Source organism: Bacillus sp. B1(2022) (genome assembly GCF_040259625.1).
In the GTDB taxonomy this organism is placed as follows: Bacteria; Bacillota; Bacilli; order Bacillales; family Bacillaceae; genus Bacillus; species Bacillus velezensis.
Genome location: NZ_JANIFO010000004.1, coordinates 285,372 through 303,522, shown reverse-complemented (window position 1 = coordinate 303,522; position 18,151 = coordinate 285,372). Strand labels below are relative to the sequence as shown.

Here is an 18,151-nt window from a genome sequence, read left to right as displayed (position 1 = left end):
AGGGCGGAAGGGAAGTGGAAAGTCGTGTCTGACCAAAAAAGGGTTCAATGGGCCTCAAAAATAGGATTTATTATGGCCGCTGCCGGTTCGGCGATCGGCCTGGGAGCCATTTGGAAGTTCCCTTACGTAGCGGGTACGAACGGGGGAGGCGCTTTTTTTCTTGTATTCGTCCTCTTTACCGTGCTTTTAGGCTATCCGCTTTTGCTCGGTGAATTTATTTTCGGAAGACGGAGCCAGACAAATGCGATTGATGCCTACAAACAAGCCGCGCCGAAGTCGGTATGGCACCTTACGGGTTATGTGGGTGTGGCGGCCTGTTTTTTAGTTTTGTCTTTTTACAGTGTTGTCGGCGGGTGGATTTTGCTTTATGTGTTAAAAGCCGTTACCGGTTCTTTATCCGGGCTCACTCAGGAGCAGTACGGCACGGTGTTCGGGACGGTCATTGAAAATCCGATCCAGACTCTCATTGCGCAGCTTGTATTTATGATCATGACGGTGGCGGTCGTCGCAAAAGGCGTGCAGAAAGGGATTGAACGTGTCAGTGCGGTGCTGATGCCGATTTTATTCGTGCTGTTTCTATTGCTTGTGCTGCGATCAGTCACGCTCGATCATGCCGTTGAGGGGATTAGATTTTTATTGGTTCCGCACTTTGAAGATTTGACGCCGGAATCCATCCTATATGCTTTAGGACAGGCGTTTTTTACATTAACGCTCGGTGTTTCGGTCATGGTGACATACAGTTCGTATCTGCCGAAAACCCAAAATCTTCCGGGTTCGGCGGGTTCCATTGTTATGATGAATGTGCTCGTTACGCTGTTTGCGGGACTGGCCATTTTCCCGGCGGTTTTTTCGTTCGGCTTTAAACCGGATGAAGGGCCTACACTGCTGTTTACCGTGCTGCCGGCTGTTTTTGACCGGCTGCCGTTCGGCTCGCTGTTTTTTATCAGCTTTTTGGCGGTCTTTTTCTTCGCCGCGCTGACTTCGGCCTTTTCGATGGTGGAAATTATCGTGGCGACTGTGGGGAAAGGTGATGAAACGAAAAGAAAGAAGCTGTCGTGGACAAGCGGTCTGCTCATTTTCTTAGTCGGAATTCCGTCCTGTTTATCATACGGTGTTCTCGGTGATGTTCATTTGTTCGGAAAAACGTTTTTTGATCTTGCGGATTTCACCGTCAGCAATGTGCTGATTCCGCTCGGCGCTTTATTAATATCAATCTTCGTCCCGCTGAAAATACCGAAGCAGGAGCTGTTTGCCGAGATGAAAAGCGGTTCCGCCATCGGCTATCGTTTCTTTCAGGTGTGGTATTTCCTTCTGAAATATCTCGTGCCGCTGGCTATCATCGTCGTATTGCTCCATTTAATCGGCGTTCTTTCATTTTAAAAAAACAGGCCCCCGTAAAAGGGCCTGTTTTTATGTTTAAAAACCGAATTGCAGATTCGTATCAACCGCAACGATCGTATATACACAGACAATGACGAACAGATTGAGAATGACACCGAGCAGTCCCGGGCCCGTCCGTCCTTTTTTAATAAACAGCTCAATGATGCCGAACGGCACGGCGGCCATCGCAAACGGCAGCATCTGATAAGAATAGAAAGTCACATTGCTGATGATTGCCACGTTCAAAAGCAGCAGCGACAAAATCGCGGTACCGACTGATATCCAGCCGAAAACATTATGCTCTTTAAAAATTCTTACCAATTCCATAATTCCACCTCACCGATGTTTGCTGCTTTTACTGTTTTGTTTTTCAGCAGACGTTCGATTTCTTTTGTCGGCCCCGTCACGACAGAGCCGTATACGTTCATTCCGTGATGTTCAACATAGTCGATTCGGCTGCCAAGATTCATGTCTTTGCGTTTCGATATTGCATGCGCCCATTTTTTATGGCGGGACATAAATTCAAGGGCATTGATAAATTGTTCACGGTCTGTCTGTCCTTGCGTTTCGAAAGAGGACACCATCTTGGAATCTTTCCCGGGAAATCCTAACGGCTCGGCATAAGGACTGTCTTTCAGATTTTTCTCTGTTTCGACCGCGTTCCATAAAAACTTCACATCGTATTTTTTAAAAGTCGAATATACTTGAGAAGAAGGATAGGCCCTGTCATAAGAAAGATAGACCTCCGCCACGCTTCCTTCAGGCAATTTTTTTAATGTCTGTCCGGCTTTTTCAATCGTGGGTTCCTTTAAGCCGGAAGGATGGGCGAAATAATGCTTTGCCTGTGCCGCGTCTAGATCATAGTAGTTAACGGCAGGCGATTTGACCGTATCTAAAAACATTTCAATCCGTTCTCCGCCGACGGATTTCGTTTTTGTGCCGATCTGCTTTTGCAGCGGAAATTCCGTATTCATTCCAAACAGCTTCACCTGGCTTTTCAGTCCGGAGGTATCGACGAGGACGTTCGGCATTGTAGTCGCCACCGTCACTGCCGCGGTCTCCATTAATTGATTGCCGGTGCTTTCTTTTCCTCCCAGACCGTAATAGAGGTAGCTTCCTAATGTGCAAAGCGGCAAAATCATCAAAGTGGAGATGACGGCGAGAACTGAAATCCGCAAATACGATTTGCGTTTTCCGTATGATAAAATGGCCTTCTGTTTTTCCGGGCTGATGCCGACGTCCCATTCCCGGTCGTCCTGCATTTCGCTTTCAATCAACTCCTGATAGACTTCCAGCTTTTCCAGCTCTTCTTCAAAGGCGGCCATTTCCCGGTCGCTCATTTCTCCATTTTTGTATTGGTAAAAACGCTTTTTAAATTCTTCATTCATCATTAACACCTCTATTATAAAGTGCTTTCAGCCGCTGTCTGGCACGAAATAAAACACTTTTAAAATTAGCCTCTGAAATATTCATAATATGGGATGCTTCTTTGTAATTCAGTTCTTTTAAATAATACAGTGTTAAGGCCTCCCGATAATTGTCGGGAAGTTCGGACATATACCCTGTCAGCACTTCCTTGATTTCAATCTGATGAGCCGGGCTTTGAACAGCCGTCTGGAAAAGGCTCCCAATTAAGTCATCGGAAATGGTCACTTCCTTTTTATGTTTTCTGACATAATCTATAAACGCATTTCTCGCCACTTGAAAAAGCCATGGCTTTACTTTGCTGTGGTCGTAGGAGTGAATGTGTATGTATGCCCTCATAAAGGTTTCCTGCAGCAAATCTTCAGCGAGATGCTTGTCTTTTGTCATGGAGAGCAGGAACCGGTAAACATCATTCATATACATTTGGTAAATTTCATCGATCGTCACTGCCTTTTCTCCCCTCTATGTTATACACGCATAAGAAAGGTTTAAAGTTGCACGTTCCATGCAAACGGCTTAAATTCATTTTCACCTCATCAAACACCATTTCTCTATAGTACCCAAAATCCGTCATAAAAGATAGAGATCGGCGGAGGAAAAATATAATTATTAGTACCAGGTAATAAAAAATATTGTTATAATAGAGAGAGAGAACACTTTTGATCATTACAACAAAGGAAGTGCGTTATGTATAAGTTTTGTGCAAATGCCATCAAATGCATTCTATCCCTGCGCGGAGGAGTGAAAGTGTACAATAAAGAGAATCTTCCGTCTGATAAAGGATTCGTTATCGCGTGCACGCATGCGGGCTGGGTGGACGTCCTCACGCTCGGTGTCGGGATATTGCCCCATCAGATTCATTATATGGCGAAAAAAGAGCTGTTTCAGAAAAAGTGGATCGGACGTTTTTTGAAGAAGATTCACGCGTTCCCGGTTGACCGTGAAAATCCGGGCCCGAGCAGCATTAAAACGCCGATTAAGCTTCTGAAGGAAGGAAAGATTGTCGGGATTTTTCCGAGCGGTACGAGAACATCAGAAGACGTCCCGCTGAAAAGAGGGGCCGTGACCATCGCCCAAATGGGAAAAGCGCCGCTCGTTCCGGCCGCATATAAAGGGCCGTCTACGGGAAAAGCGCTGTTTAAAAAGGGAAAAATGCGGCTTATCATCGGCGAGCCGATTTTTTTGGAGGACTTTTCCGATCTTGCGCCGAAGGAGAGGCTTGCGGCCATGACAGAAGAGCTGAATGCCAGAATTAAAGAGCTTGAGAAAAAACTTGAACAATTGTAAATGAAAAAAAGCTTGCCGTCTGTATCAGACGCGCAAGCTTTTTTGTTATGCTTCTTTTTGTTCGGCGGTTTCCAGCAGTTCATCAAACGCCAGTTTTTTCACTTCGATATATGCGACGTGGTGGCCGTCAATTTCATTAATGATAAATTCACAGCCTTCTTCGATAATCGAGTCGTATTGTTCGACATCGTATTTCTGGGTAAGGAACCAGCCGCCGATGGTGTCGACCTCGTCATTTTCCAAATGGATGCCGAGGAGTTCGTTCACTTGATCAATCAGGACCTTGCCGTCAAGCATGTAATGGCCGTCGCCGAGTTTGCGGATTTCGTTGATTTCATCGATATCAAATTCATCACGAATTTCCCCGACGATTTCTTCAATAATGTCTTCAACGGTGACAAGCCCCGCGGTTCCGCCGTATTCATCCGACAGAATCGCCATATGAACCCGTTCCTTCTGCATTTTTACAAGCAGATCGTGAATCGGTGCCGACTCAATCACATGGATGATCGGATTGACAAAATCGGTAATCGGCGAGTCGACTGATACTTCGCCGCTGATGCAGGCGGTCAGCACTTCTTTAATGTTAATAACGCCGATAATATTATCTTTGTCACCCTCTTCGACAGGGTACCGGGTATATTTTTCAATCTGAATGATATCCATCATTTCAGAAATTTTGATATCATGCGGCAGACTGACGATTTCCGTACGCGGAATCATGATTTCTTTTGCAAGTCTGTCGTCAAATTCAAAGATTTTGTTCACGTATTTAAATTCAGACTGGTTGATTTCACCGCTTTTATAGCTTTCCGATAAAATGATGCGCAGCTCTTCTTCAGAGTGGGCAAGCTCATTTTCAGACACCGTCTCAAGACCGAACGCCTTCGTTAAAAGACGGGCGGAGTTGTTCAGAAGCCAGATAAACGGGAACATGATGCGGTAAAACCAAATGAGCGGTTTCGAAAACAGCATTGAAACGGCTTCCGCTTTCTGGATGGCGACTGTTTTCGGCGCCAACTCTCCCACGACCACGTGTAAGAATGTAATGATCGCATAGGCGAGAATAAATGAAATAATATGCGATAATGAGCTTGGTACGTTTATCTTTGTGAAAAGCGGATGAAGCAAGCGTTCAATCGTTGATTCGCCTAAGACACCAAGACCGATGGAAGTCAATGTTATGCCGAGCTGGCACGCCGATAAATACTCATCTAAATGCGTGGTCACTTTTTTGACACCGATTGCGGCTTTATTTCCTTCTGCTATAAGCTGGTCAACCCGTGAGCCTCTGATTCTGATTATCGCAAACTCAGATGCTACGAAAAATGCCGTCAGCGCGATTAAAACCGCGACTAAAATCAAATTCACAATGTCCAATTAGAACCTTCACTCCTTTTGGGAAGATGAAGGTAACACCTCCTGTTAGTAAGATAATGGTTTAACTTAACAGCAGCATAAATGATTGAAGCACTGCAAGCTTTTCAGGAGCCAGCCTTTTTTTCAGCTGGGCGCGCTCCTCTGGTTCAAGCTTTTCAAACCGATTCAAGATCACGGAGATGTTTTGATTCATGTGATCAATTTCCGATGCCAGATTTCCAATATCGTCAGGCAGGGCTGAAGAGGGAAACTGGTTCTCCAGTCGATCTTTTATATCAGACAGGGCCAATCGCTGCTTTTTACAAGCGACTATAAACTTTAACCGATTAAGTGCAAGTGTATCGTAGTAACGATAGTTCGAACAAGACCTGTCAGGCTTTAAAAGCCCGAGGTTTGTGTAGTAATCCACCGTGCGTTTCGTTACACCGGCAAGCTCTGCTAATTCACTGATGCGATAAGTCTCAGCCCCATCTAAATCCCTCCCCAACCATCACGTTATAGTTATGAGAATAGTTTAATATATGAAGGGGAGTTTGCACAAGTTTATTGTTTTCCGTCTTTCTCCTGAAACGGCGCGGCGGGCTGTCTGAAAAAGCGTTGACTGCGCCATGTAAATCTTTCATAATCATTGTAAATAGAAACGGAAGAAAAAGACAGAAGGGACAGATGACAGTGGCCGGTTTATCACGGGAAGTGACACAGAATCTGGAGAAAGGTTCATGGATACGCAAACTATTTGATGAAGGCGCTCGGCTGAAAAAAGAGTTCGGCGCCGATAAGGTGTTTGACTTTTCAATAGGAAATCCGGTTGCGGAGCCGCCTGAAACATTTAAAAAGGCGCTTTGCGAAGCGGCTGAAACAGGGCGGCACGGATACATACAAAACCAGGGGCTTCCGGAGGCGAGAGAAAAGGTTGCGCGCTTTATGTCAGAGCGGTTTCAGACAGAAATTTCCGCCAGGCATACAGTCATGACGGTCGGAGCCGGCGGGGCGCTGAATGTCGCGCTGAAAAGCATTTTAAACCCCGAGGAAGAAGTCATCCTTCTTGCGCCTTATTTTGCGGAATATAAAGCGTATGTTGAAAATTACCGCGGCAGACCCGTCATCTGCCCGCTGACTGACTCATTTGAGATTGATATTGAAGCGGTTAAAGGTGCGATCACCCCCCGTACGAAAGGACTGATCGTTAATACGCCGCATAATCCGACGGGGACTGTGCTCAGCCAGAAAAACCTTAACGAATTGGGCGCCTTATTAAAAGAAGCCGAAGAGCGGAACGGCCAAAGCATATTTATTTTATTTGATGAACCGTACAGCCAGCTGATCTACGGAGAAGAGCAGGCGAATCCGTTTCAGGCGTATCACCGCGTGATTTTAGTCAGTTCGTTCAGTAAAGATCTCGGCATTGCGGGGGAAAGGCTCGGGTATATCGCGGCAGACGCCCAAATGCCTGAGGGCGATCTTCTGACGGATGCGTTCGTTTTCTGCAACCGGACGCTCGGCTTTGTGAACGCTCCGGTCATGATGCAGCGCGCCGTGGCGAAAATGGATGATCTTTCGATTGACGCTGAACCTTACAGAAAGCGGAGAGACCTTATGGTGGACATCCTCACAGAAGCCGGCTTCGAATTTGAAATGCCGAAAGGAGGCTTTTTCGTCTTTCCGAAATCACCGATTGAAGACGAGGTGGCATTCTGCATGCATGCCGCACAGAAATACAAACTATTGATCGTACCCGGCAGCGGATTTGGAAAAAGCGGCTATTTCCGATTATCTTTCAGCGTGCCTTCAGAACAGATCAGACAGTCGCGCGATATTTTCAAAGCACTGTATCAAGATTTTTCTTCATAGCTTCCAATACATAAAGATGGGAGAACGGACAAATGTCGAGGAGTAATAATGGCACGTCAGACATCAGCATTACAGGAATCGGAGTCTTAACCGCGGTCGGACAAGGCAAGGAGGCGTTTCTCGATGCGCTTATGGAGGGGCGGCACGCCTTTGATGTGATGAAACGGCCCGGCCGGCAGAAAGGCAGTTCGTTTATCGGCGCGGAGCTTAGCGAATTAACGCCGCCGGACGCGCTGTCGAAGCGCTTGTACCGAAGGGCCGCATTATCAGGAAAGACGGCGCTTATCGCTTTATATGAAGCGTGGCATGACGCTCAATTAGACGGCGCTGATCACAGCCGCACCGGTCTGATCATCGGCGGCTCGAATATGACGCAGCGCGAATTGCTGCAGGCCTTTGAGAAAAACGGTGAAACGCCGCAATTTGTAAATCCGACATACGGGCTTTCTTTTATGGATAGTGATTTGTCGGGGCTTTGTACGGAGCAATTCGGGATAAAAGGGCCGGCCTTTACGGTCGGCGGCGCGTCGGCAAGCGGCCAGGCGGCGGTTATTCAGGCTGCTCAAGGAATCAAAGGCGGCCTGTTTGACCGGTGCATCGTGATCGGGGCGCTGGCCGATCTGTCGTACATGGAGTGTCATGCTCTCCGTTCTTTGGGAGCGATGGGCACTGATACATACGCTGAACGGCCTGAAGCCGCCTGCCGCCCGTTTGACCGGCATACGGACGGGTTTATATTCGGAGAGGCGTGCGGGGCGATTGTGCTGGAACGCGCTGAATGTGCCGAAGAGAGGGGCGCACGATCGTGGGCTGGCTTAAAGGGCTGGGGAATGGCTTCCGATGCGAACCGCAACCCGAATCCTTCAGCAGAGGGCGAAATGACGGTGATCCGCCAGGCGCTGGAGCGGGCCGGTCTTTCAGCAAAAGAGATCGATTACATCAACCCGCACGGCACCGGTTCGCCGATCGGTGATAAGACTGAATGCCGGGCGCTTTCTGAAAGCGGCCTGTCGCACGCGCGGATTAATGCGACAAAATCGATTACCGGACACGGTCTGAGTGCGGCCGGAACGGTGGAAATCATTGCTGCTCTCTTGCAAATGCGGGAAAACAAGCTTCATCCGATCCGAAACTTAACGGAGCCGATTGACGATTCATTTCAGTGGGTGACCGACGGGCCGAGCGCCCATACCGTACACCATGCGTTAAGCTTAAGCATGGGATTCGGGGGGATTAATACGGCGCTTTGTTTAGAAAATCATTTCCGAAGCAGATAACGGCAGCCTTCTTTTTGAAGGCTGTTTTTTATATGATAAAAATCTGAAAATGATGAAAGAATGGAGTTGTGATACAATAAACTATACAAATGACAATCATGCTTTGACTTAGGAGGTGGCAGGATGGGGCCCTCTGTGTAGTCAATCATCCATTTCGTTCCTCTCGCTTAAGAAAAAACGATGAAATCAGGAGGTGACGTCCTTATCCTTCAATTCGGGATAAGGTGAAATGGACGATATTGACAGTTTGATTTTAATCGGTGTGCTCATTGCGTTAACGGCATTTTTCGTGGCGAGTGAATTTGCGATCGTCAGAGTGAGAAGATCCAGAATCGATCAGCTCATTTCAGAAGGGAACAGACGGGCGGTGCTCGCAAAGCGTATCATTACGGATCTTGATGAGTATTTATCCGCCTCGCAGCTTGGCATTACACTCACATCCATCGGGCTCGGCGTACTGGGAGAGCCTGCATTTGAACGGATGCTTCATCCTTTGTTTCAGGGCATGGGGCTGCCGGATTCTGCTGAGCATGTGATTGCTTTTGCTGCGGCGTACGGGCTGATTACGTTTCTGCATGTCGTCGTCGGTGAGCTTGCGCCTAAAACGGTTGCGATTCAAAAAGCGGAAAAGCTGACGTTATGGATTGCCGGACCGCTTCGGTTATTTTACGTGTTCATGTTCCCGTTTATTTGGGTGCTGAACGGCTCCGCGAGAATTCTGACCGGTTTGGCCGGATTAAAGCCGGCATCTGAGCATGAAGGCTCCCACTCTGAAGAAGAGCTGCGGATCCTGCTGTCAGAAAGTTTAAAAAACGGAGAAATCAATCCGTCTGAATATACATTTGTGAATAAAATTTTTGATTTTGATAATCGGATCGCCAAGGAAATCATGATCCCGAGAAAAGAAATCGCGGCTGTTTCCACTGATATGGACGTGCCGGAAATGCTTGAGATGATGCTGAAAGACAAATATACGCGCTGGCCCGTAACGGACGGGGACAAAGACAGTGTCATCGGCATGATCAATACGAAGCATCTCTTTTCAGATCTGCTGTTTATGACAGAAGATGAAAAAGCGGAAGTATCCATCACGTCTTACGTCCGCCCGGTGATTGAAGTCATCGAGACGATCCCGATACACGACCTGCTGATAAAAATGCAGAGAGAACGGATTCATTTGGCGATATTGTCTGATGAATACGGCGGAACGTCCGGTCTTGTGACGACCGAAGACATCCTTGAAGAAATCGTCGGCGATATCAGAGACGAATTTGATGAGGACGAACAGCCGCAGATTCAAAAGCTGTCCGAACGCCATTATGTGCTGGACGGAAAGGTTCGGATTGATCAGGTGAATCATCTTCTCGGCGCAGGGATTGAAGAGGAAGTCGACACGATCGGCGGTCTTGTGCTGAAACGGAATATTGACATCTGTGCGGGTGAGTCGATACAAATCGGGGGATACACTGCCCTCATATTAGAAATGGACGGCCGGTTTATTAAACAGCTTGAACTCAAAGAAGAACAGGGCCGCCCGGGCGGTCAGGGAACAATAAACCGCCAGCTGCCCGTGCCTGAAACGGTCATGCTTCATAACGCAACCTTGAGCGAAAAATAAGCTCAAGGTTTTTTTAAATGGATATCATAACAAAGCCGCACCAGAACGCCAAAAGGCTTCCGGCTGCTGAAACAGCGATGTAGAGCAGGCTTTCCTTTATGCGGTTGTTCATCATCAGCTGCACGGCTTCAATACTGAACGTGGAAAAGGTCGTAAACGCACCGAAAAAGCCCGTCGCGATGATGATGCCGGCAGAAGGATTATCCAGACCCAGGCCGGTGAACATGCCGAGGCCGAAGGAGCCGAGCAGGTTGACCGCAGCCATTCCAAGCGGCATCGGAAAACCTTTTGTTCTTTCTGAAATTGTTTTACCCAGCAGAGACCGTAATACCGCTCCGATACCCGCTGCGATAAGCATCAGGACAATCGTCATGGCGTATCATGCCCCCTTCCCGCTGCGTGAAGGGCAATCCGCCGTCCCCAGAAAATGCCGGCACATGCAAGGGTAATGCCAGAGACTAATGTCGCGGCAAAATAACAAAAAGCCGCTGCGGGAGACGATTGCAGCAGAAAACTGGTTTCTTTTGCGAAGGTTGACATCGTCGTGAAGCCTCCGCAAAAACCGGTTCCTAAAAAGGCGGTCAAAAGAGGGCGTTTGGCCCGAATGATGAAATAACCCGTAATAAGACCGAGTAAAAGGCTTCCCGCCGTATTTTCGAGGAAAGTGGCCGCCGGGAAAGAACCGCTGTGAATGTGCGCGCTCATTTCAAAGCGGAGCAATGCGCCAAGCGCGCCTCCGATAAAAATTGCGATGTATTGTTTCATATCAGCCATCCTTAGAAATAAAATCCGGAAAATCAGTTACAATGCCGTCAACTGCCATCATTTGCAGTTTTTCGGCCGTCTTTTGATTTCTGACCGTCCAGGCAAATACTTTCAGGCCGTGTCTGTGAGCGGTGGAAATCAAGAACCGATTCAGGCGGGTATATTTAATATTGACATAATTTACGGCTGATTTGTAGGCGGCCAGCTGGCTTTTGGAAAACATCCCGAAGCTGGGTCTTGCAATTATTGCAGTCGGAACGGACGGATACATGTCGTGAAAGGTCTGAATTGACTTGAGGCTGAATGATTGAACGATAGGGCGGATGGAAAAGGAAAACCTGCTTAACAGCTGGCCGACTGCTTTTTCAAGACCGACTTGAGAAACGTGCCCCTTCAGTTCAATTAAAAATCCGATTTCAGAATGATAACGCTTCAGAACCTCTTCGAGCAGGGGAATCCGCTCCCCTTTAAACTCAGCCCCATACCAGCTGCCGGCATCCAGAGACTGCAGCTTCTTCAGCGTAAAATCTTTTACAAAACCGGAGCCGTCCGTCGTCCGGTCGACTTTGTCATCATGGATGACGACAATCTGGCCGTCTTTTGTGAGCTGGACGTCAAGCTCAATGAAATCAGCGTTCATTTCGGCAGCGATATCAAATGCCGCAAATGTATTTTCGGGCGCGTAACCGGATGCGCCGCGATGAGCGATGGTATACAAGCTTGTCAGCTCCCCTCATGGGCATTTCTGTTATTATATCAGATTCGTATATGCACAGCGATTCAAACTGGTGAATGTGCGAAACAGTATTTTTTTGGAATAAAGATAGTGCTTTTTTCGGTTTACAATCCGCAGTGATGATTTATAATGGCAAAAAGGAGGCGAGATCATGGGAAAAGGGAGATTGAAAGTGGAAGAAAGAATTAAGGCCGAAACCGATGCTGAAATCCAAAAAGCGACTCTCCTGAAACAGACACAATCAAAGAAGAAATAGTGCCTGACCCTGTTGTATCTGGCTGAAAGATGAACGAATGTGTGAAAAACCCCGGCTGTGCTCTGATGCCGGGGTTTTTCAGGCTGCCTAAAGACATTAAAAGAAGCTGATGTCCGAATGTTTTAGTATAATAGATTTTCGACAAGACAAAGGAGCATATGCCATGATGACACAATTTCAGAGCTTTTTTACTCTTGACCATATTTTGCAGATCAGTATCAGCATCGGAATTTTAGCGGCTTTTCTCGTTTTGAGAAAACTGTTTGTCAAATACTTTTTTCAGCTCATTTACAAATTGGCGAACAAGCCGAAAACCGACATATTCAAACAGATTGCCGTAGCGTTTGACAAGCCGGCCAGATGGTTTTTCGTGGCGCTGGGTCTATTTTTGGCGATTGAGTATTCGCCGTTCTTAGACGGGCAGATGGACATTGTCAAAAAATTGTACCGCTCTCTGATCGTTGCGCTGATCGCCTGGGGGCTTTGCAATCTGACATCGGCGTCTTCGTTTTTATTTCATAAAGTCAATCAGCGCTTTGAGCTTGATATGGATGACATTTTGGCGCCGTTTTTATCCAAGGTGCTGCGCTTTGTCATTCTCGCGCTCAGCGTCAGTGTGATCGCGCAGGAATTCAATTATGATGTAAACGGGTTCGTGGCCGGACTCGGACTTGGCGGATTGGCCTTCGCGCTTGCGGCTAAAGATACGATCAGCAATTTTTTCGGCGGCATTATCATCATTACGGAAAAGCCGTTTACGATCGGCGACTGGGTCGAGACGTCATCTGTAACGGGGGGCGTTGAAGATATCACATTCCGAAGCACAAGGTTCCGCACGGCGCAGGGGGCGCTTGTTACCGTACCCAATTCAACGCTGTCCATGGAAGCCATCACAAACTGGACGAGGATGACGAAGCGCCAGGTCACGTTTTCCGTTCGTGTTTCTTATGCGACGCCGATTGATCGTTTAGAGCGGTGCATCACAAGGCTCAGAGAAATGCTTCGTGAACATGAAGGCGTGCATGATGATACGATTATGGTTAACTTTGACGTGTTTGCGGACAGCTATTATAATCTGTTTTTCAACTTTTACACAAAGACCATCGTCTGGGCGGAAAGCCTGGATGTGCGGCAGGATATCAACCGCCGGATTATTGATATTTTTGCTGAGGAAGGCGTGGAATTCGCCTATCCGGGCCAGAATGTATTCGTAAAACAGAAAAGCCACGATGATCCGGTTCATGTGAAGGATCATTCCGGAGAAAAAGAACGGGCATAACAGGCGCCGTTCTTTTTTCATGATATGATAAAAAGAAAAGGCGGTGGAAGAGTGGAAGCGTTTATGACATTGATCAATCAGGCGGAACGTATCGTGGTGCTGACGGGAGCGGGAATGAGCACGGAATCCGGCATTCCTGATTTTCGTTCGGCGGGCGGTATATGGACCGAAGACACCTCCAGAATGGAAGCGATGAGCAGGGAATCCTTTGAACGCCGTCCGCGTGAATTCTGGCCCAAATTCAAACAGCTCTTTCAGATGAAAATGAGCGGAAGCTATGAGCCGAATGCCGGCCATACGTATTTGGCGGATCTTGAAAAGCGGGGAAAGCAGGTAGACATTTTCACACAGAATATTGACGGGCTGCATAAGAAAGCGGGAAGCAGCAGTGTCTATGAGCTTCACGGTTCAATTCAGACCGCCGCATGCCCCCGCTGCGGAGCGCGCTACGGGCTTTCTCATCTGCTGAAGGACGAAGTGCCGGAATGTACGGAGGAAATCGGTGATCATGCGGTATGCGGCACCGTATTAAAAACGGATGTCGTGCTGTTCGGCGATCTCGTTCAGCATTTTGAAACCCTTTATGAAAAGCTTGATAAAGCTGATCTTCTTCTTGTGATCGGCACTTCGCTTGAAGTGGCGCCGGCAAGGTTTGTCCCTGAGGATGCGGGCCGGATTCCCGGTTTGAAGCAGGTGATCATTAACCTTGAGCCGACATATTGCGACCATTTATTTGATCTTGTCATCCATGAGAAGATCGGTGAATTTGCAAAACGGATCAGCGCCGCGACATAAAAAAAGCCGGATCATATACAGATCCGGCTTTTCTTATTCATGGACGGGAATCATTTGATCCGTCAAAACATCAAAGGAGTAGCCCTGGGCTTTCAGTTTTTGGATCAGGCTCGGCAAAGCGTGCACCGTCGCAGGCAGATCGTGCATTAAAATGACATGCGGTCTGCTCGTATGGACGCTTTCCAAATATGCGAGCTGATTCAATACTTCCGGCACGTACCGTGCGTTTTTGTACTTCCAGTCTTCACTGTCTATCGTCCAGTCCCAGTACACGAATCCGCCTTTTTCGAGATTCTTAATCTGGGCATCCGTCAATGACGGTTTACTGCCGTAAGGCGTGCGGACAAGATCCGTTTTTACCCCGGTGATTGCCTCGAGTGTATCGCGTCCCTGCTGCATTTCGTTCAGCGGTGATGTCGGTGTTTGATAAAACAGGTGATTATCGTGCGTCACGCCGTGCAGGCCGAGCGCGATTCCTTCCTGCTTCGCTCTTTGCACGGAATGCTTATAGGCTTTCATCCGCGGTTCAAGCATAAAAAAAGTGGCCTTTGCGCCATTTGCCTTCAATACATTCAACAGCTGTTCAGTATATGGAGACGGCCCGTCGTCGAAGGTTAAATATACCGTTTTTTTCCCTGGGTCACGCTCTCTCTGCAAATGTTTCATTAAGATGTCGGGAGAATCATTTTTCAGCCGCAGGCTTTCTGCTTCATCCCGAAGCTGCCCGTTTGCGGTCACGGTGACCTGTTTGTTTTTTGCGGCGGAAGCGGAATATCCCATTATGACGATTACCAGAAGCAGTCCGCACAAAACTGCTAAACTCGTAAGTTTAAAAGCCAATGAAAACAGAGAAGGGGAAGCACCTTCTTTTGTGTTGCGCATAACAATCTCTCCAGTAGCATAAGTTTCTGCATAATGCCGATAACAGCGGAGGCTTGCGAAGTGCCATAAGTTAACAGCATATGTATGTCGAATCAAGTATACAGGAACAAAACTGGAAAAGACATAGAAAAGATGTCGAATAATAAGATTTTAAGAAAAAAATAAACTCCGCAGCCGGCTCGTTCAGTATGATAGAATAGTTGACAATAACAGCTGAGAATGCACATCACGGCAGATAACGATGAGGAGGGTTTACATGAAGACATTAGTAAACGGCCAGTTGATTGATCGTGAAGAAGCGGCAGTTGATATTGAGGACCGCGGATATCAATTCGGTGACGGTGTGTATGAGGTCATCAGAGTGTATAACGGTGCCTTATTCGGTCTGCGTGAGCATATCGTCCGTCTTTTCAGAAGCGCCGCAGAAATCGGCATCACCCTGCCGTTCTCCGCAGAGGACATAGAATGGGATCTGCAAAAGCTTGTACAGGAAAACAAACTCATTGACGGCGGGGTCTATATACAGACGACGAGAGGGAAGGCGCCGCGGAAGCACCAGTATGACGAAGGATTGGAACCGCAGACGACGGCATACACCTTTTCAGTGAAAAAACCGGAAAATGAACAAAAAGCCGGAGCGCAGGCCATAACGGCGGAAGACAAACGCTGGCTGAGGTGTGACATTAAGAGTCTGAATTTACTGTATAATGTGATGATTAAACAAAAAGCCTATGAAGCAGGCGCTTATGAAGCGGTGCTGATAAGGGACGGAGCGGTCACGGAAGGAACCTCTTCCAATGTATACGCCGTCATAAACGGCACTGTCCGGACGCATCCTGCAAATGAGCTGATTTTAAACGGCATTACGCGGATGAAACTGTTAGAGCTGATGAAAGAAAACGGGATTGAGGTGCGGGAGAAGGCTCTTACCGAAGACGAACTCAGGGATGCGGATGAAATTTTCATCTCGTCAACGACGGCTGAATTAATCCCGATCGTAACCCTTGACGGGAAACCGGTCGGAAGCGGAGCGCCGGGACCTGTAGCCAAAACGATTCAGGAGGCTTTTCAGTCGCACATTCAGCAAGAGCTCGGCGTTCAGTCATAAGCTGAAAAAAGGCCGGAACACATCCGGCCTTTTTACTTCAGTCAGATAAAAAGAGATTCGATATGCTGAACGAGCACACGGGAGATCTTCTCTTTTGAAAGACGCTCAGGTTCAAGCATGGCATGCAGCGCCAATCCGTCGGCGATGGCGTACATTTTCTCCGCTTCGATCTCTTTATCAAGATTCGGTTTCAGAAGCTTATTTTCATCCAGCCAGTCAATCAGACCGCGGATATATGCCAAGATCCCGTCCTGCTGGGGTTGAAACTCTTCTCCCTTATGTCTGGCATAAGCTGTGAAAGCGAACCATACCTCCATTTCAGCCATCGTTTCTTCATCTGTCGGGATGATTTCAAGCATCAGACGCACCGCTTTTTCTTTCGGCGGCAGATCTTTCATGGCAACTTCGTTAATTCTGGCGGCCGCTTTTTCTTTTACGAGTGTCATCGCATACCCTAAAAGCTCATCCTGGGTGGTGAAATAGTGCCTCAGCGCGCCTAAAGAAAGACCCGCTTCCTGGGCGATGTTTCTCACTGTCGCTCCTTCCATTCCCCGCTCCAAAATCGTCCGCCAAGTGGCTTCGGCTATTTGTTTTCTTCTTTTTTCATGATCGATTATTTTAGGCATGGTTCCAGTGTAACAGGAAATATTTTTTCTTGCAATTTTGCAATACAGTTGTATTAAATAAAAAGCAGTGATACAATGCATTTTAGAAAACGATAAGGGGGAACCGGATTGAACGCGATTGCTTGGTTGATTGTCATTTGTGAGGCTGCTTTTTGGGCGGCTGTCATCTTCGGATTGGCGGCGCGCTATATATTCAGGCGGCAAAAGCTCGGAATGTTTTTTTTCGCTCTCATTCCTTTATTGGATGCCGTACTGTTTCTGGCGGCCGCAGCTGATTTATACAGAGGGGCGGCGGCGACTATGGCGCATGCGGTGGCGGCCATTTATATCGGAGTGTCTGTCGCCTTCGGGAAAAGCATGATTCAATGGGCGGATGAGCGGTTCCGCTATTATGTGGTCAAGGAAGGGGCAAAACCGGTCAAACGGTACGGGCTGGATTATGCCAAACATTATGCAAAAGGATGGGGAAGACATGTATTAGCATTTGTCATCGGCGGCGTTCTTTTAGCCGGAACGGTATTTCTCATTCAGGACGCTTCCCGCACCGAAGCGCTCAGCAAGCTGTTAAAGGGCTGGTCTGTCGTATTGTGCATCGATTTTTTGATCATGGCGAGTTTTTTTGTGATGCCGAAAAAAAGAAGAAACAGCCGGGAGCTGTAAAAAAAGCAGCTTTTGATTAAGCTGCTTTACAGAAAGAATTATTTTACGATCAGCACGGGAATATCGGATTTCGATGACAGTTTTTCACTGACGCTTCCGAATAAAAGTTTTTTCAGCCTGTTCTGGTCCCGGCTCCCCATGACGATCAAATCCGCCGATATACGGTCGGCATGCTCGATAATGGCATCAGCGGGATCACCTTCTAAAATGTCGATATCCCCGTCAATCTGGCTGTCGTTCATCAGCATTCTCGCTTCCGCAACGATTTCTTCCGTACGGTCTTCATAAATCATCGGATCAGGGGAGATTCTTTCCGCCTGGAGCGGGTCAGGAACGCTTGCAATCCCGCCGCCGATATACGTTGCCCCGGCTCCCGGCCTCGGGGGATCAACAATCGTCCGGGTATCTTTTGCATTGTGGGAATGTACGACCGTTAAATCCGCGTGAAATGTTTTTGAAAGGTCTATGGCTTTTTGGAGCGCTTTTTTACTATCATCACTTCCGTCAAAAGCTGCTATCAACCGGTCCGCGTGAAACATCGGCCTCATCCTTTCAGTAAAAAAGGTTTGTTTTACAATACCCGAATGGCAGAAATGTAAAACCTGCATTGACAAAAAAAGGATTTGTTTATATGATGAAGGAACAATATAGGGAAAAAGGAGGTATGGATCATGTCAAAACTAAAGCTTGTCAACTCATCTTCAGCTGAATACCGGCGTGACTCCCATACAGCTTCCGTTTTCTGAACATTTGCTTAAAAACGGGGCAGTCGCGCATAAACGGCGGGTCTGTACCTTATTTATAATAATAAGAGGCATGGAGCTGA

Annotated in this window: 21 protein-coding genes; 10 read left to right on the top strand and 11 right to left on the bottom strand. The window is 47.5% G+C overall.

All coding sequences use genetic code 11. The features are described 5' to 3' along the window. The first annotated feature begins 24 nt into the window (after window positions 1–24). Entirely contained in the window at window positions 25–1,380 is a 1,356-nt protein-coding gene (locus tag NQS30_RS10080; RefSeq protein ID WP_012117177.1) for a sodium-dependent transporter, read from the top strand. 36 nt (window positions 1,381–1,416) lie between these two features. Here NQS30_RS10080 and NQS30_RS10075 read toward each other — a convergent pair whose 3' ends face one another. From NQS30_RS10075 to sigM, 3 genes are read right to left on the bottom strand one after another with little or no spacing between them, the layout of a single operon-like run. Then, on the bottom strand, window positions 1,417–1,707 hold the full coding sequence (locus NQS30_RS10075; RefSeq protein ID WP_003155315.1) for an anti-sigma-M factor: 291 nt from the start codon (window positions 1,705–1,707) through the stop codon (window positions 1,417–1,419). After that, complete coding sequence (locus NQS30_RS10070; protein WP_218791541.1) at window positions 1,695–2,771, bottom strand: anti-sigma factor; 1,077 nt, start codon at window positions 2,769–2,771, stop codon at window positions 1,695–1,697. The genes NQS30_RS10075 and NQS30_RS10070 overlap by 13 nt, the downstream gene beginning before the upstream one ends. Continuing rightward, window positions 2,761–3,252 carry an RNA polymerase sigma factor SigM gene (gene sigM, locus NQS30_RS10065; RefSeq protein ID WP_003155312.1) on the bottom strand — a complete coding sequence of 164 codons (492 nt, stop codon included), beginning with the start codon at window positions 3,250–3,252 and terminating at the stop codon, window positions 2,761–2,763. The genes NQS30_RS10070 and sigM overlap by 11 nt, the downstream gene beginning before the upstream one ends. A 240-nt stretch (window positions 3,253–3,492) precedes the next feature. Between sigM and NQS30_RS10060 the strand changes: the two genes are divergently transcribed. Further along, window positions 3,493–4,092, top strand: coding sequence for a lysophospholipid acyltransferase family protein (locus tag NQS30_RS10060; RefSeq protein WP_007409265.1), 600 nt, complete (start codon window positions 3,493–3,495; stop codon window positions 4,090–4,092). 45 nt (window positions 4,093–4,137) lie between these two features. Here the strand turns inward: NQS30_RS10060 and NQS30_RS10055 are convergent, their stop codons facing one another. Then, window positions 4,138–5,472 carry a hemolysin family protein gene (locus tag NQS30_RS10055; RefSeq protein ID WP_007409264.1) on the bottom strand — a complete coding sequence of 445 codons (1,335 nt, stop codon included), beginning with the start codon at window positions 5,470–5,472 and terminating at the stop codon, window positions 4,138–4,140. Window positions 5,473–5,533: 61 nt separating this feature from the next. Then, window positions 5,534–5,959 (bottom strand): Cu(I)-responsive transcriptional regulator, encoded by a 426-nt coding sequence (locus tag NQS30_RS10050; RefSeq protein ID WP_007409263.1) that lies wholly within the window; start codon window positions 5,957–5,959, stop codon window positions 5,534–5,536. Window positions 5,960–6,138: 179 nt separating this feature from the next. Here NQS30_RS10050 and NQS30_RS10045 point away from each other — a divergent pair, with 179 nt between their 5' ends. From NQS30_RS10045 to NQS30_RS10035, 3 genes are all read left to right on the top strand, one after another. Beyond that, on the top strand, window positions 6,139–7,323 hold the full coding sequence (locus NQS30_RS10045; RefSeq protein ID WP_218791542.1) for a pyridoxal phosphate-dependent aminotransferase: 1,185 nt from the start codon (window positions 6,139–6,141) through the stop codon (window positions 7,321–7,323). A gap of 32 nt (window positions 7,324–7,355) precedes the next feature. Then, window positions 7,356–8,600 (top strand): beta-ketoacyl synthase N-terminal-like domain-containing protein, encoded by a 1,245-nt coding sequence (locus NQS30_RS10040; protein ID WP_043021352.1) that lies wholly within the window; start codon window positions 7,356–7,358, stop codon window positions 8,598–8,600. 229 nt (window positions 8,601–8,829) lie between these two features. Continuing rightward, window positions 8,830–10,218 carry a hemolysin family protein gene (locus NQS30_RS10035; RefSeq protein ID WP_043021351.1) on the top strand — a complete coding sequence of 463 codons (1,389 nt, stop codon included), beginning with the start codon at window positions 8,830–8,832 and terminating at the stop codon, window positions 10,216–10,218. A gap of 13 nt (window positions 10,219–10,231) precedes the next feature. On the opposite strand, the gene crcB is transcribed toward NQS30_RS10035, so the two are convergent. Genes crcB through NQS30_RS10020 form a run of 3 tightly spaced genes read right to left on the bottom strand, consistent with a single transcriptional unit; the run spans window position 10,232 to window position 11,701 of the window. After that, window positions 10,232–10,591 (bottom strand): fluoride efflux transporter CrcB, encoded by a 360-nt coding sequence (crcB, locus tag NQS30_RS10030; RefSeq protein ID WP_012117180.1) that lies wholly within the window; start codon window positions 10,589–10,591, stop codon window positions 10,232–10,234. Next, window positions 10,588–10,983 (bottom strand): fluoride efflux transporter FluC, encoded by a 396-nt coding sequence (locus NQS30_RS10025; RefSeq protein ID WP_218791543.1) that lies wholly within the window; start codon window positions 10,981–10,983, stop codon window positions 10,588–10,590. The genes crcB and NQS30_RS10025 overlap by 4 nt, the downstream gene beginning before the upstream one ends. Window position 10,984: 1 nt before the next feature. Then, window positions 10,985–11,701, bottom strand: a complete 717-nt coding sequence (locus tag NQS30_RS10020) for a glycerophosphodiester phosphodiesterase (protein WP_015417128.1) — start codon at window positions 11,699–11,701, stop codon at window positions 10,985–10,987. Window positions 11,702–11,870: 169 nt separating this feature from the next. On the opposite strand from NQS30_RS10020, the gene NQS30_RS10015 reads away from it, so the two are divergent. From NQS30_RS10015 to NQS30_RS10005, 3 genes are all read left to right on the top strand, one after another. Next, window positions 11,871–11,975 carry a YhdX family protein gene (locus NQS30_RS10015; RefSeq protein ID WP_003155299.1) on the top strand — a complete coding sequence of 35 codons (105 nt, stop codon included), beginning with the start codon at window positions 11,871–11,873 and terminating at the stop codon, window positions 11,973–11,975. Between the two features lie 163 nt (window positions 11,976–12,138). After that, a complete protein-coding gene (locus NQS30_RS10010; RefSeq protein ID WP_007409256.1) occupies window positions 12,139–13,254 on the top strand; it encodes a mechanosensitive ion channel family protein in 1,116 nt (371 codons plus the stop codon). Window positions 13,255–13,317: 63 nt separating this feature from the next. Further along, a complete protein-coding gene (locus NQS30_RS10005; protein ID WP_371136941.1) occupies window positions 13,318–14,049 on the top strand; it encodes an NAD-dependent protein deacylase in 732 nt (243 codons plus the stop codon). Between the two features lie 33 nt (window positions 14,050–14,082). On the opposite strand, the gene NQS30_RS10000 is transcribed toward NQS30_RS10005, so the two are convergent. Further along, entirely contained in the window at window positions 14,083–14,931 is an 849-nt protein-coding gene (locus NQS30_RS10000) for a polysaccharide deacetylase family protein (RefSeq protein WP_015239490.1), read from the bottom strand. 256 nt (window positions 14,932–15,187) lie between these two features. On the opposite strand from NQS30_RS10000, the gene dat reads away from it, so the two are divergent. Further along, window positions 15,188–16,039, top strand: coding sequence for a D-amino-acid transaminase (gene dat / locus NQS30_RS09995; RefSeq protein WP_014417308.1), 852 nt, complete (start codon window positions 15,188–15,190; stop codon window positions 16,037–16,039). Window positions 16,040–16,080: 41 nt separating this feature from the next. Here dat and NQS30_RS09990 read toward each other — a convergent pair whose 3' ends face one another. Beyond that, window positions 16,081–16,665 carry a TetR/AcrR family transcriptional regulator gene (locus tag NQS30_RS09990; RefSeq protein ID WP_012117186.1) on the bottom strand — a complete coding sequence of 195 codons (585 nt, stop codon included), beginning with the start codon at window positions 16,663–16,665 and terminating at the stop codon, window positions 16,081–16,083. Window positions 16,666–16,773: 108 nt separating this feature from the next. On the opposite strand from NQS30_RS09990, the gene NQS30_RS09985 reads away from it, so the two are divergent. Beyond that, window positions 16,774–17,325 carry a hypothetical protein gene (locus tag NQS30_RS09985; protein WP_007409251.1) on the top strand — a complete coding sequence of 184 codons (552 nt, stop codon included), beginning with the start codon at window positions 16,774–16,776 and terminating at the stop codon, window positions 17,323–17,325. A gap of 38 nt (window positions 17,326–17,363) precedes the next feature. Here the strand turns inward: NQS30_RS09985 and NQS30_RS09980 are convergent, their stop codons facing one another. Continuing rightward, the gene (locus tag NQS30_RS09980) at window positions 17,364–17,864 is read right to left on the bottom strand and encodes a universal stress protein (RefSeq protein ID WP_007409250.1); all 501 of its coding nucleotides are present in this window, start codon (window positions 17,862–17,864) and stop codon (window positions 17,364–17,366) included. Between the last annotated feature and the right edge of the window lie 287 nt (window positions 17,865–18,151).